At 66.9% G+C, this 16,650-nt stretch carries 10 protein-coding genes; 9 read left to right on the top strand and 1 reads right to left on the bottom strand.

The window, feature by feature from the left end; translation table 11 throughout:
* The first annotated feature begins 114 nt into the window (after positions 1–114).
* The 8 genes from AC1D3B_RS26880 (at position 115) to AC1D3B_RS26845 (ending at position 10,415) form a co-directional block, all read left to right on the top strand.
* Positions 115–1,035: a hydroxymethylglutaryl-CoA lyase gene (locus AC1D3B_RS26880; protein ID WP_478193721.1), complete on the top strand. Its 921-nt coding sequence runs from the start codon at positions 115–117 to the stop codon at positions 1,033–1,035.
* Positions 1,035–1,523 carry a YbaK/EbsC family protein gene (locus tag AC1D3B_RS26875; RefSeq protein ID WP_478193720.1) on the top strand — a complete coding sequence of 163 codons (489 nt, stop codon included), beginning with the start codon at positions 1,035–1,037 and terminating at the stop codon, positions 1,521–1,523. Before AC1D3B_RS26880 ends, AC1D3B_RS26875 begins: the two co-directional genes overlap by 1 nt.
* Positions 1,520–1,774: a DUF1289 domain-containing protein gene (locus AC1D3B_RS26870; protein WP_478193719.1), complete on the top strand. Its 255-nt coding sequence runs from the start codon at positions 1,520–1,522 to the stop codon at positions 1,772–1,774. Before AC1D3B_RS26875 ends, AC1D3B_RS26870 begins: the two co-directional genes overlap by 4 nt.
* Positions 1,771–2,409 (top strand): 2-hydroxychromene-2-carboxylate isomerase, encoded by a 639-nt coding sequence (locus AC1D3B_RS26865; protein ID WP_478193718.1) that lies wholly within the window; start codon positions 1,771–1,773, stop codon positions 2,407–2,409. The genes AC1D3B_RS26870 and AC1D3B_RS26865 overlap by 4 nt, the downstream gene beginning before the upstream one ends.
* 172 nt (positions 2,410–2,581) lie before the next feature.
* The gene (locus AC1D3B_RS26860; protein WP_478193717.1) at positions 2,582–3,988 is read left to right on the top strand and encodes an ESPR domain-containing protein; all 1,407 of its coding nucleotides are present in this window, start codon (positions 2,582–2,584) and stop codon (positions 3,986–3,988) included.
* The gene (locus AC1D3B_RS26855) at positions 3,886–7,131 is read left to right on the top strand and encodes an autotransporter family protein (RefSeq protein WP_478193716.1); all 3,246 of its coding nucleotides are present in this window, start codon (positions 3,886–3,888) and stop codon (positions 7,129–7,131) included. Before AC1D3B_RS26860 ends, AC1D3B_RS26855 begins: the two co-directional genes overlap by 103 nt.
* Positions 7,132–7,296: 165 nt before the next feature.
* Positions 7,297–8,991, top strand: coding sequence for an MFS transporter (locus tag AC1D3B_RS26850; RefSeq protein WP_478193715.1), 1,695 nt, complete (start codon positions 7,297–7,299; stop codon positions 8,989–8,991).
* Positions 8,992–9,320: 329 nt separating this feature from the next.
* Complete coding sequence (locus AC1D3B_RS26845; RefSeq protein ID WP_478193714.1) at positions 9,321–10,415, top strand: DnaJ C-terminal domain-containing protein; 1,095 nt, start codon at positions 9,321–9,323, stop codon at positions 10,413–10,415.
* On the opposite strand, the gene AC1D3B_RS26840 is transcribed toward AC1D3B_RS26845, so the two are convergent.
* A complete protein-coding gene (locus AC1D3B_RS26840; RefSeq protein ID WP_478193713.1) occupies positions 10,402–11,697 on the bottom strand; it encodes an acetyl-CoA hydrolase/transferase family protein in 1,296 nt (431 codons plus the stop codon). The two genes, AC1D3B_RS26845 and AC1D3B_RS26840, sit on opposite strands and share 14 nt — an antisense overlap.
* 221 nt (positions 11,698–11,918) lie before the next feature.
* On the opposite strand from AC1D3B_RS26840, the gene uvrA reads away from it, so the two are divergent.
* Positions 11,919–16,650: excinuclease ABC subunit UvrA (gene uvrA, locus AC1D3B_RS26835; protein WP_478193712.1), on the top strand; the 4,732-nt coding region annotated here is incomplete at its 3' end.

Here is a 16,650-nt window from a genome sequence, read left to right as displayed (position 1 = left end):
CAGCAAGTCCCGGGCCCGTGCCGGACAAACCCTGATCCGCGCGGGTTGAGCGGAAGGCGGAGAAAATGGAGCCTCTGCCACGAGGCACTCCCCATTCTTCGAACGAGACCTTCCATGAAACTTCCCTCCAGAGTCAAGATCGTCGACGTCGGCCCGCGCGACGGCCTCCAGAACGAAAAGCAGCCGGTCCCGGCCGAGACCAAGATCGGCCTTGTGCACAGGCTGCAGGATGCGGGGCTCAAGGAGATCGAGGTCACCAGCTTCGTCTCGCCCAAGTGGGTGCCGCAGATGGCGGACAACGCCGAGGTCATGCACGGCATCCGGCGCAAGGCCGGCGTACGCTACTCCGTCCTCACGCCGAACATGAAGGGGTTCGAGGCCGCCATCGCCGCGCCGCGCGAGGAATGGCCCGACGAGATCGTGGTGTTCGGCGCGGCCAGCGAGGCCTTCAGCCAGCGCAACATCAACTGCTCGATCGCCGAGAGCATCGAGCGCTTCCGGCCCGTGGTGGACGCGGCACGCGAGAGGGGCATCTACGTGCGCGGCGCGATGTCGTGCACGGTCGGCTGCCCCTACGAAGGCGAAGTCGCGCCGTCGCGCGTCGACATGCTCGCCGGCCTCATGAAAGAGATCGGCGTGCAGCACGTGGGCGTGGCCGACACGATCGGCGTCGGCACGCCGCTCAAGGTGCAGCGCGCGCTGGAGGCCACGCTCAAGCACTACGGAATCGACGACGTGTCGGGCCACTACCACGACACCTATGGGCAGGCGCTGGGCAACACGCTCGCGAGCCTGGAGATGGGCGTGTGGCAGTACGACACCTCGTCGGCCGGGCTTGGCGGCTGTCCCTACGCCAAGGGCGCGACGGGCAACGTCGCGACCGAGGACGTGGTCTACATGCTGCACGGCATGGGCATCGAGACCGGGATCGACCTGGACAAACTGATCGATGCGGGCGTCTATATCAGCGAGGCACTGGGCCGCGAGCCGAACTCGCGTGCGTCGAAGGCGATCCGTGCCAAGAGGGCACCCTGATGTGCGGTGCTGAACTGAATTCATTGCCCGATGGCGTGCAGCGCGTCGCGCGGCTCCTGCAGGACAAGGGTCATCCCCATGCGCCACAAATGCTCGACGACGCGGCCCGCACCGCGCAGCAGGCCGCCGACGCGCTGGGGATCGACCTGGGCCAGATCGCCAAGAGCATCGTCTTCCGTCGCAAGACCGACGATGTCGCCGTGCTGGTCGTGACATCGGGCGACAAGCGCGTCGACGAGAAGAAGGTTGCGGAACTGGTCGGCAAGCTCGGCCGCGCCGACGCGGAATTCGTCAAGTCGCGCACCGGTTTCTCGATCGGTGGCGTGTCGCCCTTCGCGCATGCCACGCCTCCCGTGATGCTGATCGATCGCGAGCTCTTCCGCTTCGACGACATCTGGGCAGCCGCGGGACACCCGCACGCCGTGGTGCGCCTGCGGCCGCAGGACCTCGAAGCCCTCACCGGTGCACCGATAGCGGACGTGGTGTGACGGCCGATACCGCGCCATCGCTGGTCGACCGCGCCGTTGCCGCGCGTGCAGTGACGGTGGATGTGCCGTCGCCCTGCATATCCATCTGCCGCATGGACGCGGAGAGCGGCTTCTGCCAGGGCTGCCTGCGCACCATCGACGAGATTGCCGCATGGAGCCGCATGGGCGATGCGGACAAGCGCCGCGTGTGGCGCGCGATCGAACTGCGCTCGGTGGCGGGGTTCCTCGTCCCCGAGGGAGACAAGCGATGAAACACATCACCTTCCATCTCGACTTCATCTCGCCCTATGCGTACCTCGCGTTCGAGCAGCTGCCGCAGGTGCTCGAGGGCATGAGCTACGTCGTGTCCTACCGGCCCGTGCTGCTCGGCGCGCTGCTCAAGCACCATGGACAGCTCGGGCCGGGGGAGATCCCTGCGAAGCGGACCTGGACCTATCGCCATGTGCTGTGGCTCGGCCAAGCGAACGACATTCCGATCCAGATGCCTGCGACGCACCCTTACAACCCGCTGCCTCACCTGCGGCTTGCGCTCGCGACCACGGGGGACGGCGACATCAACCGGCATGCGGCAGAGACGATCTTTCGCGACGTGTGGCGCACCGGCGGCGAAGCGGGCGATGCTGCCCGGCTCGCAGCGCTGGCCGCCCAACTGAAACTGGTGCGCGACAGCAGCGGCGACGAAGCCAAGGCACAACTCAAGACCAACACCGACGAAGCCATCGCGCAAGGTGTCTTCGGCGTCCCTGCGTTCGTCGTCGATGGCCGCTTGTTCTGGGGCTTCGATGGCCTGTCGATGCTGCGCGCCTACCTCGAAGGCGATGCCTGGTTCAACGGCCCTGACTGGGTCGGGGCCGACCAGCGGCCTTCGCTGATCCGCAGGCGATAGATCCCGCCGAGCCCCCCTGCGGGCATCCTGCCGACACTCCAAGACGTTCCGTTGCTCGCTGCCATCGCAGATCGGGTCGCACGAAATCGATCGCCTTGCTGCCCCCTTGCCCTTCTCATACAACCGCAGGCCGCGCCTTTGCGAGTCGCCTGCTTGGAGAAGAGAAGGAATCATGAACAAGATTTTCAACGTCATCTGGAATGCAGCCCAGGGGCGGATGGTGGTCGTCTCGGAGCAGGCGCGAAGAGTTGGGAGAGGATCGCAAACTGGCGCATGCTGCGTAACGGCAGTAGGGACAGCGATGCTGCTCTTCGTCGCACCCGATGCCTTCGCCGACGGCCGCGGCGGCGACAACGCCGCATTTCTCGGCGGCAACGGAGCATCCGGCGGTGCAGGGGGCGGTGGCGGCACCAACGGTGTTGGTGGCTCCGGAAACGGCCAGGTCGCGGCCGGGCAGAACGGTTCCAGCGGCAATGGCGGTAGCGGCAGCGCCGGTGCCACGCCGAATGGCGGAACGAGCGGCCCCCCCGGTGCCGGAGGCTCGGTCGGCACTGCTGCCATCCCCATTGGCGGCAATGGCGGCGATGGCGGCGACGCGGATTGCGGTGCCTGCACGGGCGGTATCGGCGCCAGCGGCGGCGGTGGCGGCGGCGATGGATTCAACGGTGCCAACCTGAACGGCTTGACTGCTCCGATCATCGGTGGAAACGGCGGCAACGGTGGGAGACCCTTGACCTACGCGGGCGGCGCGGATGGTGGTAGCGGCGGCGGCGGCGGTGCCGGCGCCGTGATCACGGGTAGCGGCAGCACGAACACCAGCGCAAACATTACCGGTGGCTCGGGCGGTAATGGCGGCGTTTCCCAGGGAGGAGGAGGGGCCGGTTTCGGCGGTGGTGGCGGCTCGGGCCTGGTCAGCGATGGTGTGAGCCTCACCAACGCGTTCACGGTCCAGGGCGGCAATGGCGGCAACGGCGGTAGTGGCGCCCAAGCCACGCATGGCCGGAGCGGCGGTGTTGGAGGGGCCGGCATCGTCGGTACCTCGCTCACGCTAAACAACACCGGCGTCGTTCAGGGCGGCGACGGCGGTGCCACGGGCCTGAACCCCAACGCCGGGGCGCCGGGCGCCATCGCCGCCGGCGGTGCGGGCGTCCGGGGCACCAATTTGGAGATCATCAACGCGGGAACGATCGCGGGCGGCATGAACGGCAACGGCACCGTGCGCGCGAATGCAATCTCTTTTACCGGGGGTGCCAACAGTCTGACCCTGCTTCAGGGCTGGCATGTCACCGGCCACGTGATCGGTTCCGGCGGCAGCACGAACACGCTGATTCTGGGTGGCGACGCAACCGATCTTTCCAGCGATCCGCTGGGCTTGTCGGTGTCGACGATCTTCGATGCTTCACAGATCGGTACCTATCAGGGGATCGGCTGGGCCTATCAGGGAATCGGCAGCTTCCAGAAGACAGGCGCCAGCACTTGGCGGTTGCTGGGCACCACACCTACACGGGAACGACGACAGTCAACGCCGGCACGCTCCAAGGCGGCATCGCCAATGCGTTCGCCACCAGCAGCGCGGTGAACGTCGCGGCCGGCGCCACCCTGGACCTGAACAACTTCGACCAGACCGCCCACAACCTGAGTGGCGCAGGCAGCGTGGCGCTGGGCACCGCAGCGCTGACGGCCAACAACACAGCCGACACGACATTCGACGGCGCCATCAGCGGCACCGGCAGCGTCGTCAAGACAGGTGCCTCCGCCCTGACCCTTACCGGCGACAGCACCTACACGGGTGGCACGACGATCACTGCAGGGACCCTGCAGATCGGCAACGGCGGCACTACCGGCAGCGTTGCAGGCAACATCACGAACAACGCCGCGCTGCTCTTCAACCGTGGCGATGCGCTGGCGTATGCAGGCACGATCACGGGCAATGGTTCCCTGACGCAGGCCGGTGCGGGCACGACCACGCTGACAGGCACCGGCTCCTCGGTCGGCAGCGTGAACGTCGCAGGCGGCACGTTGGATCTCGCTCAGACTGGCGCCTTCACCACCACGAGCAACTACACCACCGCCAGCGGCGCCACCACGCACATCGCCCCCAACTCCACCCTGAACGTCGGCGGCGCGTTGACGCAGGCCGCGGGCAGCACGCTCGACGTCGGGCTTGGCGCCGCGCAACCCGTCATCACCGCCGCAAGCGCGAACCTTGGTGGCAGCCTCGAAATCACCGGCTTCGGCGCGAGACTGCCGAACACCGCCAGCGCTGCGATCGGTTCGCAATTCAATGTCATCCATACGACCGGCGGCATCACCAACGATTTCGCGTCGGTCGGGTTCGGCGGAGCCGCAAGCTCAGTCGATTTCCTGACCTTGGCGGCAGGCAAGTCCGCCGATGCGCGGGACTACAACGTGGGCTTCGGCCTGACCTGGCTAGGGGGTGCGACGCAGGGCAACGGCAGCTTCACGCTTGCGAATGCAGCCGACACCTTCAACGCCGATGTGGTGCTCTCCGACCAGGCCGCTTCCGCCACAGGCTGGGACGGCACCTCCCTGACGAAGAACGGCGCCGGCACGTTGGTGCTGTCCGCCGCGAACACCTACACGGGCGCGACGAACGTCAACGCCGGCACGCTCCAAGGCGGCATCGCCAATGCGTTCGCCACCAGCAGCGCGGTGAACGTCGCGGCCGGCGCCACCCTGGACCTGAACAATTTCGACCAGACCGCCCACAACCTGAGTGGCGCAGGCAGCGTGACCCTGGGCACTGCCGCGCTGACGGCCAACAACACGGCCGACACGACATTCGACGGCCCGATCAGCGGCACCGGCCAGTTGGTCAAGACCGGGGCGTCCACGCTGACGCTGACCGGCGACAGCGCTTACACAGGCGGCACGACAGTCAGCGCGGGCACGCTGCGGATCGGCAACGGCGGCACGACCGGGAGCATCGTCGGCAACATTGCCAACGACGCTGCGCTGGTCGTCGATCGCTCGGACGTGCTCACGCTCGACGGCGTGATCAGCGGCAGCGGCTCTCTGACGCAGGCCGGCACCGGCATCACCAAGCTCGGCGCAGCGAACACCTACAGCGGCCCCACCAGCGTCGCGGCCGGCACCCTCAAGGCGGGCGCCGCCAACACCTTCAGCGCGGGCTCGGCGCACACCGTGGCGAGCGGCGCCATGCTCGACACCGGAGGGTTCAACCAGACCGTCTCGGCCCTCGACAACGCCGGCACTGTCAACCTGCTGAGCGCCACGCCGGGCAGCACCTTGACTGTCACCGGCGCCTACGTCGGTCGCGGTGGCACGCTGCGCATGGGCACCGTGCTCGGCGGCAGTGCCAGCGCGAGCGATCGCCTCGTGCTTGATGGCCCCGGCGCGAGTGCCAGCGGTACGACCAACGTGGAAATCACCAACCGTGGTGGCCTGGGCGCACTCACCACCGGCAACGGCATCGAGGTGGTCAGCGCGCGCAACGGCGCCACCACGACGGCGCAGACCACCAAGGACGCCTTCGTGCTCGCCGGTGGCGTGGCCGTCGCCGGACTCGCCAAGGGAGGTGCCGTCCGCGAGGCGCCGCACGTCGACGCCGGCGCCTACGAGTACCGCCTCTATGCCGCCGATGCCGACGGCACTGGGGAGAACTGGTACCTGCGCTCGACCAGCAACGTCGTCGCTCCGCCACCACCGCCGCCACCCCCCGTGGGCGACGTAGCGCCGCCCCCACCGCCACCGCCCGAGCCCGTGCCTACCTACCGGGCCGAAGTCCCGATGGCTTCAGCGCTCTCTTCCCAGACGCGCCAGGGCGACATGGCCATGCTCGGCAACCTGCATCTCAGGGTGGGCGATGACGACGTGGCCAGGCCAGAGACCCCCTCCACACCCGACTGGCTCGAGCGGCGCGCATGGGGCCGTGGCGTCTACACCGATCTGGACATTCGCCAGGGAGGCGTCGCACAGGCCGGGAGCAACGGCCATCTGAGCGGCTTCCAGGCCGGCATCGACCTGTGGTCCGACCCTTCATGGCGCGCCGGCGTCTACGTCGGCTACCTCCAGGGCGGTGCCGAGATCACGGGCAACGCCAGCGGCGTGGTCGGACGGGTCGGCCACAACGACGTGCAGTCGCGCTACCTGGGCGGCTACGCGACGTGGACGGACACTTATGGACGCTATGCCGACTTCGTGCTGCAGGGGGGCAGCCATCGCTACACCTTGCGTCCTGATCTCAACCCCGAAGTCTCGGGCAAGAGCAGCAGCCTGACCGCATCTGTCGAAGTGGGGCAGTCCTTCGCACTCGCGGAGGGCTGGACCGTCGAGCCGCAAGCGCAACTGGCGTACCAGAAGAGCAGGTCCGATGATCTGCAGCTCGGTGGCGCCCTGGTGCAGCAACAGACCGACGCCGCCTGGATCGGTCGCCTGGGCGTGCGCGTCAAGGGCGACATGATGACGGGTGCCGGGCGCTTGCAGCCCTACGGGCGACTCAACCTGTACTACGCAGGCTCGGGCACCGATGTCGCGCGCTTCATCTCGCCGGCGGCCGTCACCGATATCGCCACTCCCACCGGCCACACCTCGGCCGAGGTCGCGGCGGGCATGACCCTGGCGCTGAACCCGACCACCAGCCTCTACGGTGAAGTCGGGCGAGTGTTCGACGTCTCAGGGAACACGCGTGTGCGCTCCTCCGTGCAGGGCAGCCTGGGCATTCGGGTCAAGTGGGATTGATGGTGAGCTCGTGCGCAGGGGTATTTCCTACAGGCTGAAACGCAAGCCGCGGGTTTCACCTTAAGTCGTCAGCGGGCGTTCAGTTTGGCGACAGCCTCGGGTCAGTCGGCGCTCCAAGAATGCGTCACGTCCCACGCCGTGGGCGCATATTCCAAAGGAGATGACATGGCAGCCACACTAGATTCACGGGGAGCGCCCTCCAGCGCCCCCCGGCCCATGACCGCCGAGGAGAAGAAAGTCATCTTCGCCTCGTCGCTGGGTACCGTGTTCGAGTGGTACGACTTCTACCTCTACGGATCGCTCGCGGCCATCATTGCCAAGCAGTTCTTCAGTGGCCTGGATGCCGGCGCAGCCTTCATCTTCGCGCTGCTGGCCTTCGCGGCGGGTTTCCTGGTGCGGCCCTTCGGCGCCATCGTGTTCGGCCGGCTCGGCGACATGATCGGACGCAAGTACACCTTCCTGGTCACCATCCTGATCATGGGCCTGTCGACCTTCATCGTCGGCCTGCTGCCCAGCTACGCAACCATCGGCGTCGCGGCGCCAGTCATCCTGATCGCACTGCGCATGCTGCAGGGCCTGGCCCTCGGCGGCGAGTACGGCGGTGCAGCCACCTACGTGGCCGAGCATTCGCCGCACGGCAAGCGCGGCGCCTACACCTCGTGGATCCAGACCACCGCAACGCTCGGCCTGTTCCTGAGCCTGATCGTCATTCTCGGCGTGCGTGAAGGCATGGGCGAGGCCGCTTTCACCGACTGGGGCTGGCGCATTCCTTTCCTGGTGTCGATCCTGCTGCTCGGCGTGTCGGTGTGGATTCGCCTGTCGCTGTCGGAATCCCCCGCCTTCCAGAAGATGAAGGCCGAGGGCAAGACCTCGAAGGCGCCGCTGTCCGAATCCTTCGGCGAGTGGAAGAACCTCAAGATCGTGATCCTGGCGCTCGTCGGCCTGACGGCCGGCCAGGCCGTGGTCTGGTACTCGGGCCAGTTCTATGCGCTGTTCTTCCTGACGCAGCAGCTCAAGGTCGATGCGACCACCGCCAACCTGATGATCGCGGCCGCGTTGTTGATCGGCACGCCCTTCTTCGTCGTGTTCGGCACGCTCTCGGACAAGATCGGCCGCAAGCCGATCATCATGGCCGGCTGCCTGCTCGCCGTGGTGACCTACTTCCCGGTCTTCAAGATGCTGACCGAAGCCGCCAACCCCGCCCTCGCGCACGCGCAGGCCACGGCCGGTGTGACGGTGACGGCCGATCCGCGCTCGTGCTCGTTCCAGGGCAATCCGGTGGCACGCGAAATCGACTTCAGCAGCTCTTGCGACATCGCCAAGCGTTACCTCGTGCAGAACTCGGTGAGCTACGACAACATCGTCGGCGCACCCGGCTCCGCGGCCATCGTGAAGATCGGCGAGGTGGCAATCACCGCACCGACCGGCAACGTGGTCAACCACAAGTTCGACGAAGCCTCCACCAAGGAAATCGCCGCCTTCAAGAAGAGCGTCGGCGAACAACTGAAGACCGCCGGCTACCCGACCAAGGCTGACCCGGCCAAGATGAACAAGTTCATGACGGTGGTGCTTCTGTTCTGGCTGGTGCTGCTGGTGACGATGGTCTATGGCCCGATCGCTGCCATGCTGGTCGAACTCTTCCCGACCCGCATCCGCTACACCTCGATGAGCCTGCCGTACCACATCGGCAACGGCTGGTTCGGCGGCCTGCTGCCGACCACCGCCTTCGCGATCGTGGCGACCACCGGCAACATGTACAACGGCCTGTGGTACCCCATTGTCATCGCCGCGATGACGCTGGTGGTGGGCACGATCTTCATCCGCGAGACGAAGGATGTGGATATCTACGCGAATGACTGACTGACCCCAGGCTTTTTCACTTCGTGTAAACGCCCACCCCCTTGCAGGGGGCAATACCTGCGGCCCGGCGAAGCCGGTTCCGCGGTATTCCCCGAAAAGGGAATGGGGACTTTTTCAGGGCCTCGCGGCTTTTTGGCGCGGGGCCCTTTTTCTTTTTGTTAGAGCCAAGGAAACCGGGTCCATGTGGAAGACTGGTATCGGGTTCGCAGTGTTTGCGATCGTGGTCTTGTTCGTGCTGGCCGTCCCTTCGACTAACATTCACTCCGTACGCCATTGCTGCCATCGGGACAGCGTCCCAAACGGCTTCACAGGACAAGGACATTCGAATTTTGGGCACCGAGAACGCTTTCGCCGAACTGGGCCTCGCACCCGATGCGACCGACAGCGAGGTCAAGGCGGCATGGCGCCGACTCGTCTCGCAATGGCATCCGGACCGCAATGACAGCTCCGATGCGGTGGCGAAGATGCAACGCATCAACCGGGCTTTCGAGGAAATCCGCCGTGGGGGAAACCGCGTCCGGGTTGATACCCCGGCGGCCGACGGCGCCACTTCCGCCACGACGGATGAAAACAACCCCGGATTCGACGAGGACGGTGACGCGTCGCGCGACGCCGCAGTCCGGCAGCGCCGTCCCATCTACCGCAAGGTCAAGATGACGCTGGAGGAGGCCGCGGTCGGTTGCATCAAGGTGCTGCGTGGCAAGGTCACCGACGTCTGCGCGACCTGCGCGGGCGCCGGGCACCAGGTGCTCGGCGGCAATTGCGGCCAGTGCGGCGGCTCGGGCGCGATTCCGAAGCGCTCGTTCTTCGGTTGGCCCAGCGGCTACTTCGAGTGCGATGCGTGCCTGGGCGGCGGCATCGCCAGGCAGCCGTGCCCGACCTGCGACGGCGCCGGAAAGATGAACGCGCGCACGTACAAGATCAATGTCCGCATTCCGCATGGCGTGCGCCATGGCGACCTGCTCCATGTCGCCGGGCGCCGCTCGCGCCAGGACAGCCCTCCCGCCGACCTCGAAATTCGCGTCGAGGTGGCCGAGCATGCGTTCTTCCACCTCGACGACGACGGCACCATCCGTTGCGAGATCCCGGTCGACGGCTTCGCGTGGATCGCCAACCGGTCGATCCAGGTGCCGACCGTCACCGGCCTGCACGCGTTGCAGCTTGACCGGGAGCAGTTGTCCTACCGCCTGAAGGGCCAGGGGTTCCCGGTGGCGCGTCGCGGTGCGCGCGGCGACCAGTGGGTCACACTTCGGCCGATCTTCCCGGATTCCCTCAGCATCGATCAGCAGATCCTGCTCGACCAACTCCTGGCGACGACCTCGGGCGCGGGCGCACACGCCGCCGACGAACGCCTTCGCGCCTGGAACAGAAAGCTGCGCGCGTGGGAACGCGGGCAGTCTGATCGCGGCGCTACAGGAGCTTGAGGCCCGCGGCCTGCGCGGCAAGCTCTTCGCGGAACGCGGGATGCGCGATGCCGATGAGTTCCCGCGCTCTTTGCCTGGCCGACTTTCCGCGCAGTTGCGCGACGCCGTACTCGGTGACGACATAGTTGATGTCGTTCTTGCTGGTCGTGACATGCGTGCCCGGCGAAAGCACAGGCACGATGCGCGAGATGGTGTCGTCTTTGGCCGTGGACGGCAGCACGATGAACGCCTTGCCGCCGCGCGACCGGTTGGCCGCACGCACGAAGTCGGACTGGCCGCCGGTGCCCGAGAACGGCGCACATCCAAGGCTCTCCGAGCCGCACTGGCCCAGCAGGTCGATCTGCAAGGTGGCGTTGATCGCAACGAGGTTGTCGTTCATGCCCGCCAGGGCCGGATCGTTGGTGAAATTGACGGGATGGATTTCCAGCGCGGGGTTCCTGTCCATGTAGCGGTAGAGCTTCCCGGAGCCCAGCGCGAAAGTGGCGACCATCTTTCCCGGCAGGTAGTTCTTGCGGCGATTGGTGACGGCGCCGCACTCCACCAGCGACAGGATGCCGTCGCCGATCATTTCGGTATGCACGCCGAGGTCGCGCTTGTGCGCGAGCTGCATGACCACCGCATCGGGGATGCCTCCGTAGCCGATCTGCAGCGTCGATCCGTCGTCGATCATGTCGGCGACGTACTTGCCGATGGCTTCCTGAACGATGCCGATCTTCGGCAGCCCGACCTCGAGCACCGGCTCTTCGCTTTCGACCAGGGCCGCGACCTTCGAGACATGCACGCGGCAGTTCCCGAAGGCGAAGGGCACGTTCGGGTTCACCTCGAGCACCACCGCGTGCGCCTTGGCGACCGCGGCCATGGTGTAGTCGGCGCCGAGGCTGAGGGCGAAGAAGCCCTCGTCGTCCATCGGCGATGCCATGCTGAAGACCACGTCCGCAGGCATCAGGCCCCGTTCGATCTGCACCGGGATTTCGGAGAAGTAGTTCGGGATGAAGTCGATCCACCCGGCCTGCCCGCCCGCGCGCGTGGCTCCGCCGAAGAAATAGGCGACGTGCCGCACGTGGTCCACGGTGGCCGGATCGATGTAGCCGTATTTCCGCATCGCGAGGATCTGCCCGACCTTGACGTCCCGGAAACTCGTGCGCTGCTCCGACAACGCGGTCAGCAGTGTCGGCGGCTCACCAACTCCGGTCGGTACGACGATGAAGTCGCCGTCGCGCACAAGGCGCACGGCTTCCGAGGGCGTGGTCCGCCGCTGTTGGTACAACTCGCGAGGCGACATTCTGATGCTTCCTTTGAGGTGGGACGATTCGCGTTGCCCTATTTGACGCCCATCTTGCCGCGATGGCGCGACGGGACCGTCAAGGGCAGGTGTGTCCGTGTGTAAACGCTGGAGCCTGCAACCCGAAGCGGAGAAACCCCTGCTCCGCGACCGACCATCCGGGGCCTCGCACCAAGCGTCGGCCGTGTTTCTAGAATGTCTGCCCCACCCCCAAGGCATCCATGACACAGGGCTCCATCCGGATACGCGGTGCACGTCAGCACAACCTCCAGAACCTCGACCTCGACATCCGCACCGGCGAGATGACCGTGGTCACCGGGCCGAGCGGTTCGGGCAAGTCGAGCCTGGTGTTCGACACCCTCTACGCCGAAGGCCAGCGGCGCTACGTCGAAACCTTCTCGGCCTACGCGCGCCAGTTTCTCGATCGCATGGACAAGCCGGCCGTCGACAAGGTCGAGGGCGTGCCGCCCGCGATCGCCATCGACCAGACGAACCCGGTGCGCTCGTCGCGCTCCACCGTCGGCACGATGACCGAGCTCAACGACCACCTGAAGCTGCTCTTCGCGCGTGCGGCGCAGTTGTTCGACCGCGAGACGGCGCTGTCCGTGCGGCACGATTCGCCGGACTCGATCTACGCCGAGCTGCTCGCGCGTGCCGCGACGGCGGGTGACCCGCGCGTGGTGCTGACCTTCCCGGTCGAGCTGCCCGCCAGCACCAGCACCGAGGAGGTCACGCAATGGCTGTCCGCGAGCGGCTTCACGCGCGTGCAGGCCGAGCGCGAGGTCGCGACGCCGACCGGTCCGCGCAAGGTGCTCGACGTGGTGGCCGACCGCTTCCGCATGGCCGGCGCCGAGCGGGCGCGCGTGATCGAGGCGATCGAAGTGGCGTTGAAGCGCGGCACCGGGCGGCTGACGGTCTACGCGCTGTCGGCGGACGAAGGTGCGGCGCCGGACATCTGGAAGTTCTCGACGGGGCTGCATTGCCCCGAAAGCGACATCCGCTACACCGACCCCATCCCGTCGATGTTCTCGTTCAATTCGGCAGTGGGTGCCTGCGAGACCTGCCGCGGCTTCGGTCGCGTGATCGGTGTCGATCTCGGCCTCGTGATTCCGAACGACAAGCTCACCCTGCGCGCCGGCGCCATCAAGACGATCCAGACGCCTGCCTGGAAAGAAGCGCAGGACGACCTCATGCGCCATGCGGAGGTGGCTGGCATTCCGCGCGACACGCCATGGAACAAGCTCACCGACGAGCAGAAGCACTGGGTGATCGAGGGTACGCCCAACTACAAGGAAGGCAACTGGAGCAAGCAGTGGTACGGCGTGCGCCGCTTCTTCGCCTACCTGGAGAGCAAGGCGTACAAGATGCACATTCGCGTGCTCTTGTCGAAGTACCGCAGCTATACGCCGTGTCCCGTGTGCTCTGGCGCCCGGCTCAAGCTCGAAAGCCTGCTGTGGCGTATCGGCGGCAAGGAAGATGCCGATGCGGTGCTCGACCCGTCGAAGCGCTTCATGCCTGTCGGCACGAAGTGGTCGCGTGAGCAATTGGAGGCCTTGCCCGGCCTGTGCCTGCACGACCTGATGCTGCTGCCGATCGAGCGCCTGCGCCGTTTCTTCGACGGCCTGGATTCAACTCCCTCCCCCTCTGGGGGAGGGCAGGGTTGGGGGCACGCGGCGGGGGAAGGAGCAAGACACGGAGATGCGCAGGCGCTCAAGCTGCTGTTCGACGAAATCACGACAAGGCTGCGCTACCTGCACGACGTCGGCATCGGCTACCTCACGCTCGACCGCCAGAGCCGCACGCTGAGCGGCGGCGAGGTGCAGCGCATCAACCTCACGACGGCGCTTGGCACTTCGCTCGTCAACACGCTCTTCGTGCTTGACGAGCCGAGCATCGGCCTGCACCCGCGTGACATGAACCGCATCACCGAGGCCATGCTGCGCCTGCGCGACGCGGGCAACACACTGGTGGTGGTGGAGCACGACCCGGCCGTGATGCTGGCCGCCGATCGCGTGATCGACATGGGCCCCGGCCCGGGCGTGCGTGGCGGGCAAATCGTCTTCGACGGCAGCACGGACGCCTTGCGCGATGCCGAGACACTGACCGGCCAGTACCTGGGCGGCCGCAAGCAGATCGGCATGGGCTTCCGCCGCATGGTGACCGACAACACGCCGCGCCTCATCCTCGAAGGTGTGCGCGAGCACAACCTGCAGGATGTGACGGTCGAGCTTCCGCTGTCACGGCTCGTCTGTATCACCGGCGTGAGCGGCTCGGGCAAGTCGACGCTGGTGCAGGACGTGCTTGCACCGGCGCTGATGCGGCACTTCGGCAAGGCGACCGAAACGCCCGGCGCGCACGACCGCATGCTCGGCGCCGATCACCTGAGCGACGTGGTCTTCGTCGACCAGTCGCCGATCGGCAAGACGGCGCGCTCCAATCCCGCGAGCTACGTGGGCGCGTGGGACGCGATCCGGGAGATCTTCGCCACGGCAGGCCTCTCGCGACAGCGCGGCTATACGGCGTCGAAGTTCAGCTTCAACAGCGGCGACGGCCGTTGCCCGACCTGCGGCGGCTCGGGCTTTGAGCACGTGGAGATGCAGTTCCTCTCCGACGTCTACCTGCGCTGCCCCGATTGCGACGGCAAGCGCTACCGGCCCGAGATCCTCGAAGTGAAGATCGAGCGCGGCGGACGCAATATGAACGTGGCCGATGTGCTCGACCTCACGGTGGCCGAAGCGGCCTCCGCCTTCCAGGGCGATCGCGACGTCCTGCGCATGCTCCAGCCCATCGTCGACGTCGGGCTCGACTACGTGAAGCTCGGCCAGCCTGTGCCCACGCTCAGCGGCGGCGAGGCGCAGCGCCTCAAGCTGGCGGGCTTTCTGGCCGAGGCCGCGAAGAGCGGCAGCGCGAGCAAGCAGCCGCTGGCGCGCAAGGGAACGCTCTTCCTCTTCGACGAGCCGACCACCGGCCTGCACTTCGATGACATCGCGCGGCTGATGCGCGCGCTGCGCAAGCTGCTCGACGCGGGGCATTCGCTAGTCGTCATCGAACACAACCTCGACGTGATCCGCGCGAGCGACTGGCTGATCGACCTGGGCCCCGAAGGTGGCGAGGGCGGCGGGCAGATCGTCGCGGTGGGCACCCCGGAGCAGGTGCGCGAGAACCGCGCGTCGCTCACCGGCGCCGCGCTGGCAGACTACGAACTGGCCATCGGCCCCGGCGCCTACAAGGTGGCGGAACGCGCGGCGCGCTCGTATGCCGCGCGCGCGCAGCCGGCTGCGGGTCGCGATGCGATCCAGATCGTCAACGCGCGCGAGCACAACCTCAAGAACCTGTCGGTCGATATTCCGCGCGGCAAGTTCAGCGTGGTCACCGGCGTGAGCGGCTCGGGCAAGTCCACGCTGGCCTTCGACATCCTCTTCAACGAGGGGCAGCGCCGCTACCTCGAATCGCTCAATGCCTATGCGCGCAGCATCGTGCAGCCCGCGGGCCGCCCGGAGGTGGATGCCGTGTACGGCATTCCGCCAACCGTGGCGATCGAGCAGCGCCTGTCGCGCGGCGGGCGCAAGAGCACCGTGGGCACGACCACCGAGGTGTGGCACTTCCTGCGCCTGCTCTACGTCAAGCTCGGCATCCAGCACTGCATCCACGACGGATCGACGGTGCAGCCGCAGACGCCCGACAGCATCGCGGCGCAGTTGCTCAAGAACTTCAAGGGCCAGCACATCGGCCTGCTCGCACCGCTGGTGAGCAACCGCAAGGGCGTCTACACCGAGCTGGCCGACTGGGCGCGGCCGCGTGGCTATACGCACCTGCGGGTCGATGGCGAGTTCTTGCCGACCACCAACTTCCCGCGCATCGACCGCTTCAAGGAACACAGCATCGAGTTGCCCGTGGCCAGTCTCGACGTGCTCCCGTCGCAGGAAACCGATCTGCGCGAGGCGCTCACGCGCGCGCTGGAACATGGCAAGGGCGTGGTGCATGTGCTGAGCGATCTCACAGGATTGCGCGGCGCGATGATGGCGGGCGCGCCAACCACGGGGATCGGCCGGGCGCACGTGTTCTCGACGTTGCGCGCCTGTCCGGTGTGCAGCACCAGCTATGCCGAACTCGACCCACGCCTGTTCTCCTACAACAGCAAGCACGGCTGGTGTCCGGATTGCGTAGGCACCGGCGTCAAGCTCACGAAGGAGCAGCGCAAGGTCTATGACGATTCCGTGATGGCCAATGACCAGAAGGGGCGCGAGCAAACCTTTGCAGAGCCGGAAGCCGAAGACGTCGGCGACGTGGCGTGCCCGACCTGCGAAGGCACGCGGCTCAATGCGACGGCGCGCGCGGTGAGCTTCGGTAGATCCGACGCGGATGGCGACGGCGGCATCGGCATCACCGAGCTGGCGCGGATGAGCGTGGGCGACATCCGTGTGTGGTTCGAGGGATTGCGGCTCACCGGTCGCGAGGCCGAGATCGCGCGCGACCTGGTGCCGGAGATCAGGAGCCGGCTCGAATTCCTCGAGGAAGTGGGGCTCGGCTATCTCACGCTCGACCGTGGCGCGCCGACGCTGAGCGGCGGCGAGGCGCAGCGGATTCGACTGGCTGCACAACTGGGCAGCAACCTGCAAGGCGTCTGCTACGTGCTTGACGAGCCAACCATCGGCCTGCACGCACGGGACAACCAGATCCTGCTGGATGCTCTTCACAAGCTGGGCGACAAAGGCAACACGCTGGTCGTGGTGGAGCACGACGAGGACACGATCCGTCGTGCCGACCACATCATCGACATCGGTCCGAGCGCGGGCAAGCGCGGCGGTCGACTGGTGGCGGAGGGCACCGTGGCCGACATCCAGGGGGCCGGGGATTCGCAGACCGGCCGCTACCTCCGCGATGCCATCAAGCACCCGCTGCAGGCGCGCCGCCCGGTCTTGCTCCCTCCCCCTCTGGGGGAGGGCTGGGGAG

It is taken from the genome of Variovorax sp. P5_A3 (assembly GCF_056400665.1).
Note: the sequence above shows the minus strand (reverse complement) of the source record. Positions and strands in the feature narration are given on the sequence as shown.

Coding starts and splice junctions, on each gene's coding strand:
- AC1D3B_RS26860 (WP_478193717.1), top strand. CDS start 2,582: ATGAACAAGATTTTCAACGTCATCTGGAATGCAGCCCAGGGGCGGATG.
- AC1D3B_RS26880 (WP_478193721.1), top strand. CDS start 115: ATGAAACTTCCCTCCAGAGTCAAGATCGTCGACGTCGGCCCGCGCGAC.
- AC1D3B_RS26875 (WP_478193720.1), top strand. CDS start 1,035: ATGTGCGGTGCTGAACTGAATTCATTGCCCGATGGCGTGCAGCGCGTC.
- AC1D3B_RS26850 (WP_478193715.1), top strand. CDS start 7,297: ATGGCAGCCACACTAGATTCACGGGGAGCGCCCTCCAGCGCCCCCCGG.
- AC1D3B_RS26865 (WP_478193718.1), top strand. CDS start 1,771: ATGAAACACATCACCTTCCATCTCGACTTCATCTCGCCCTATGCGTAC.
- AC1D3B_RS26840 (WP_478193713.1), bottom strand. CDS start 11,697: ATGTCGCCTCGCGAGTTGTACCAACAGCGGCGGACCACGCCCTCGGAA.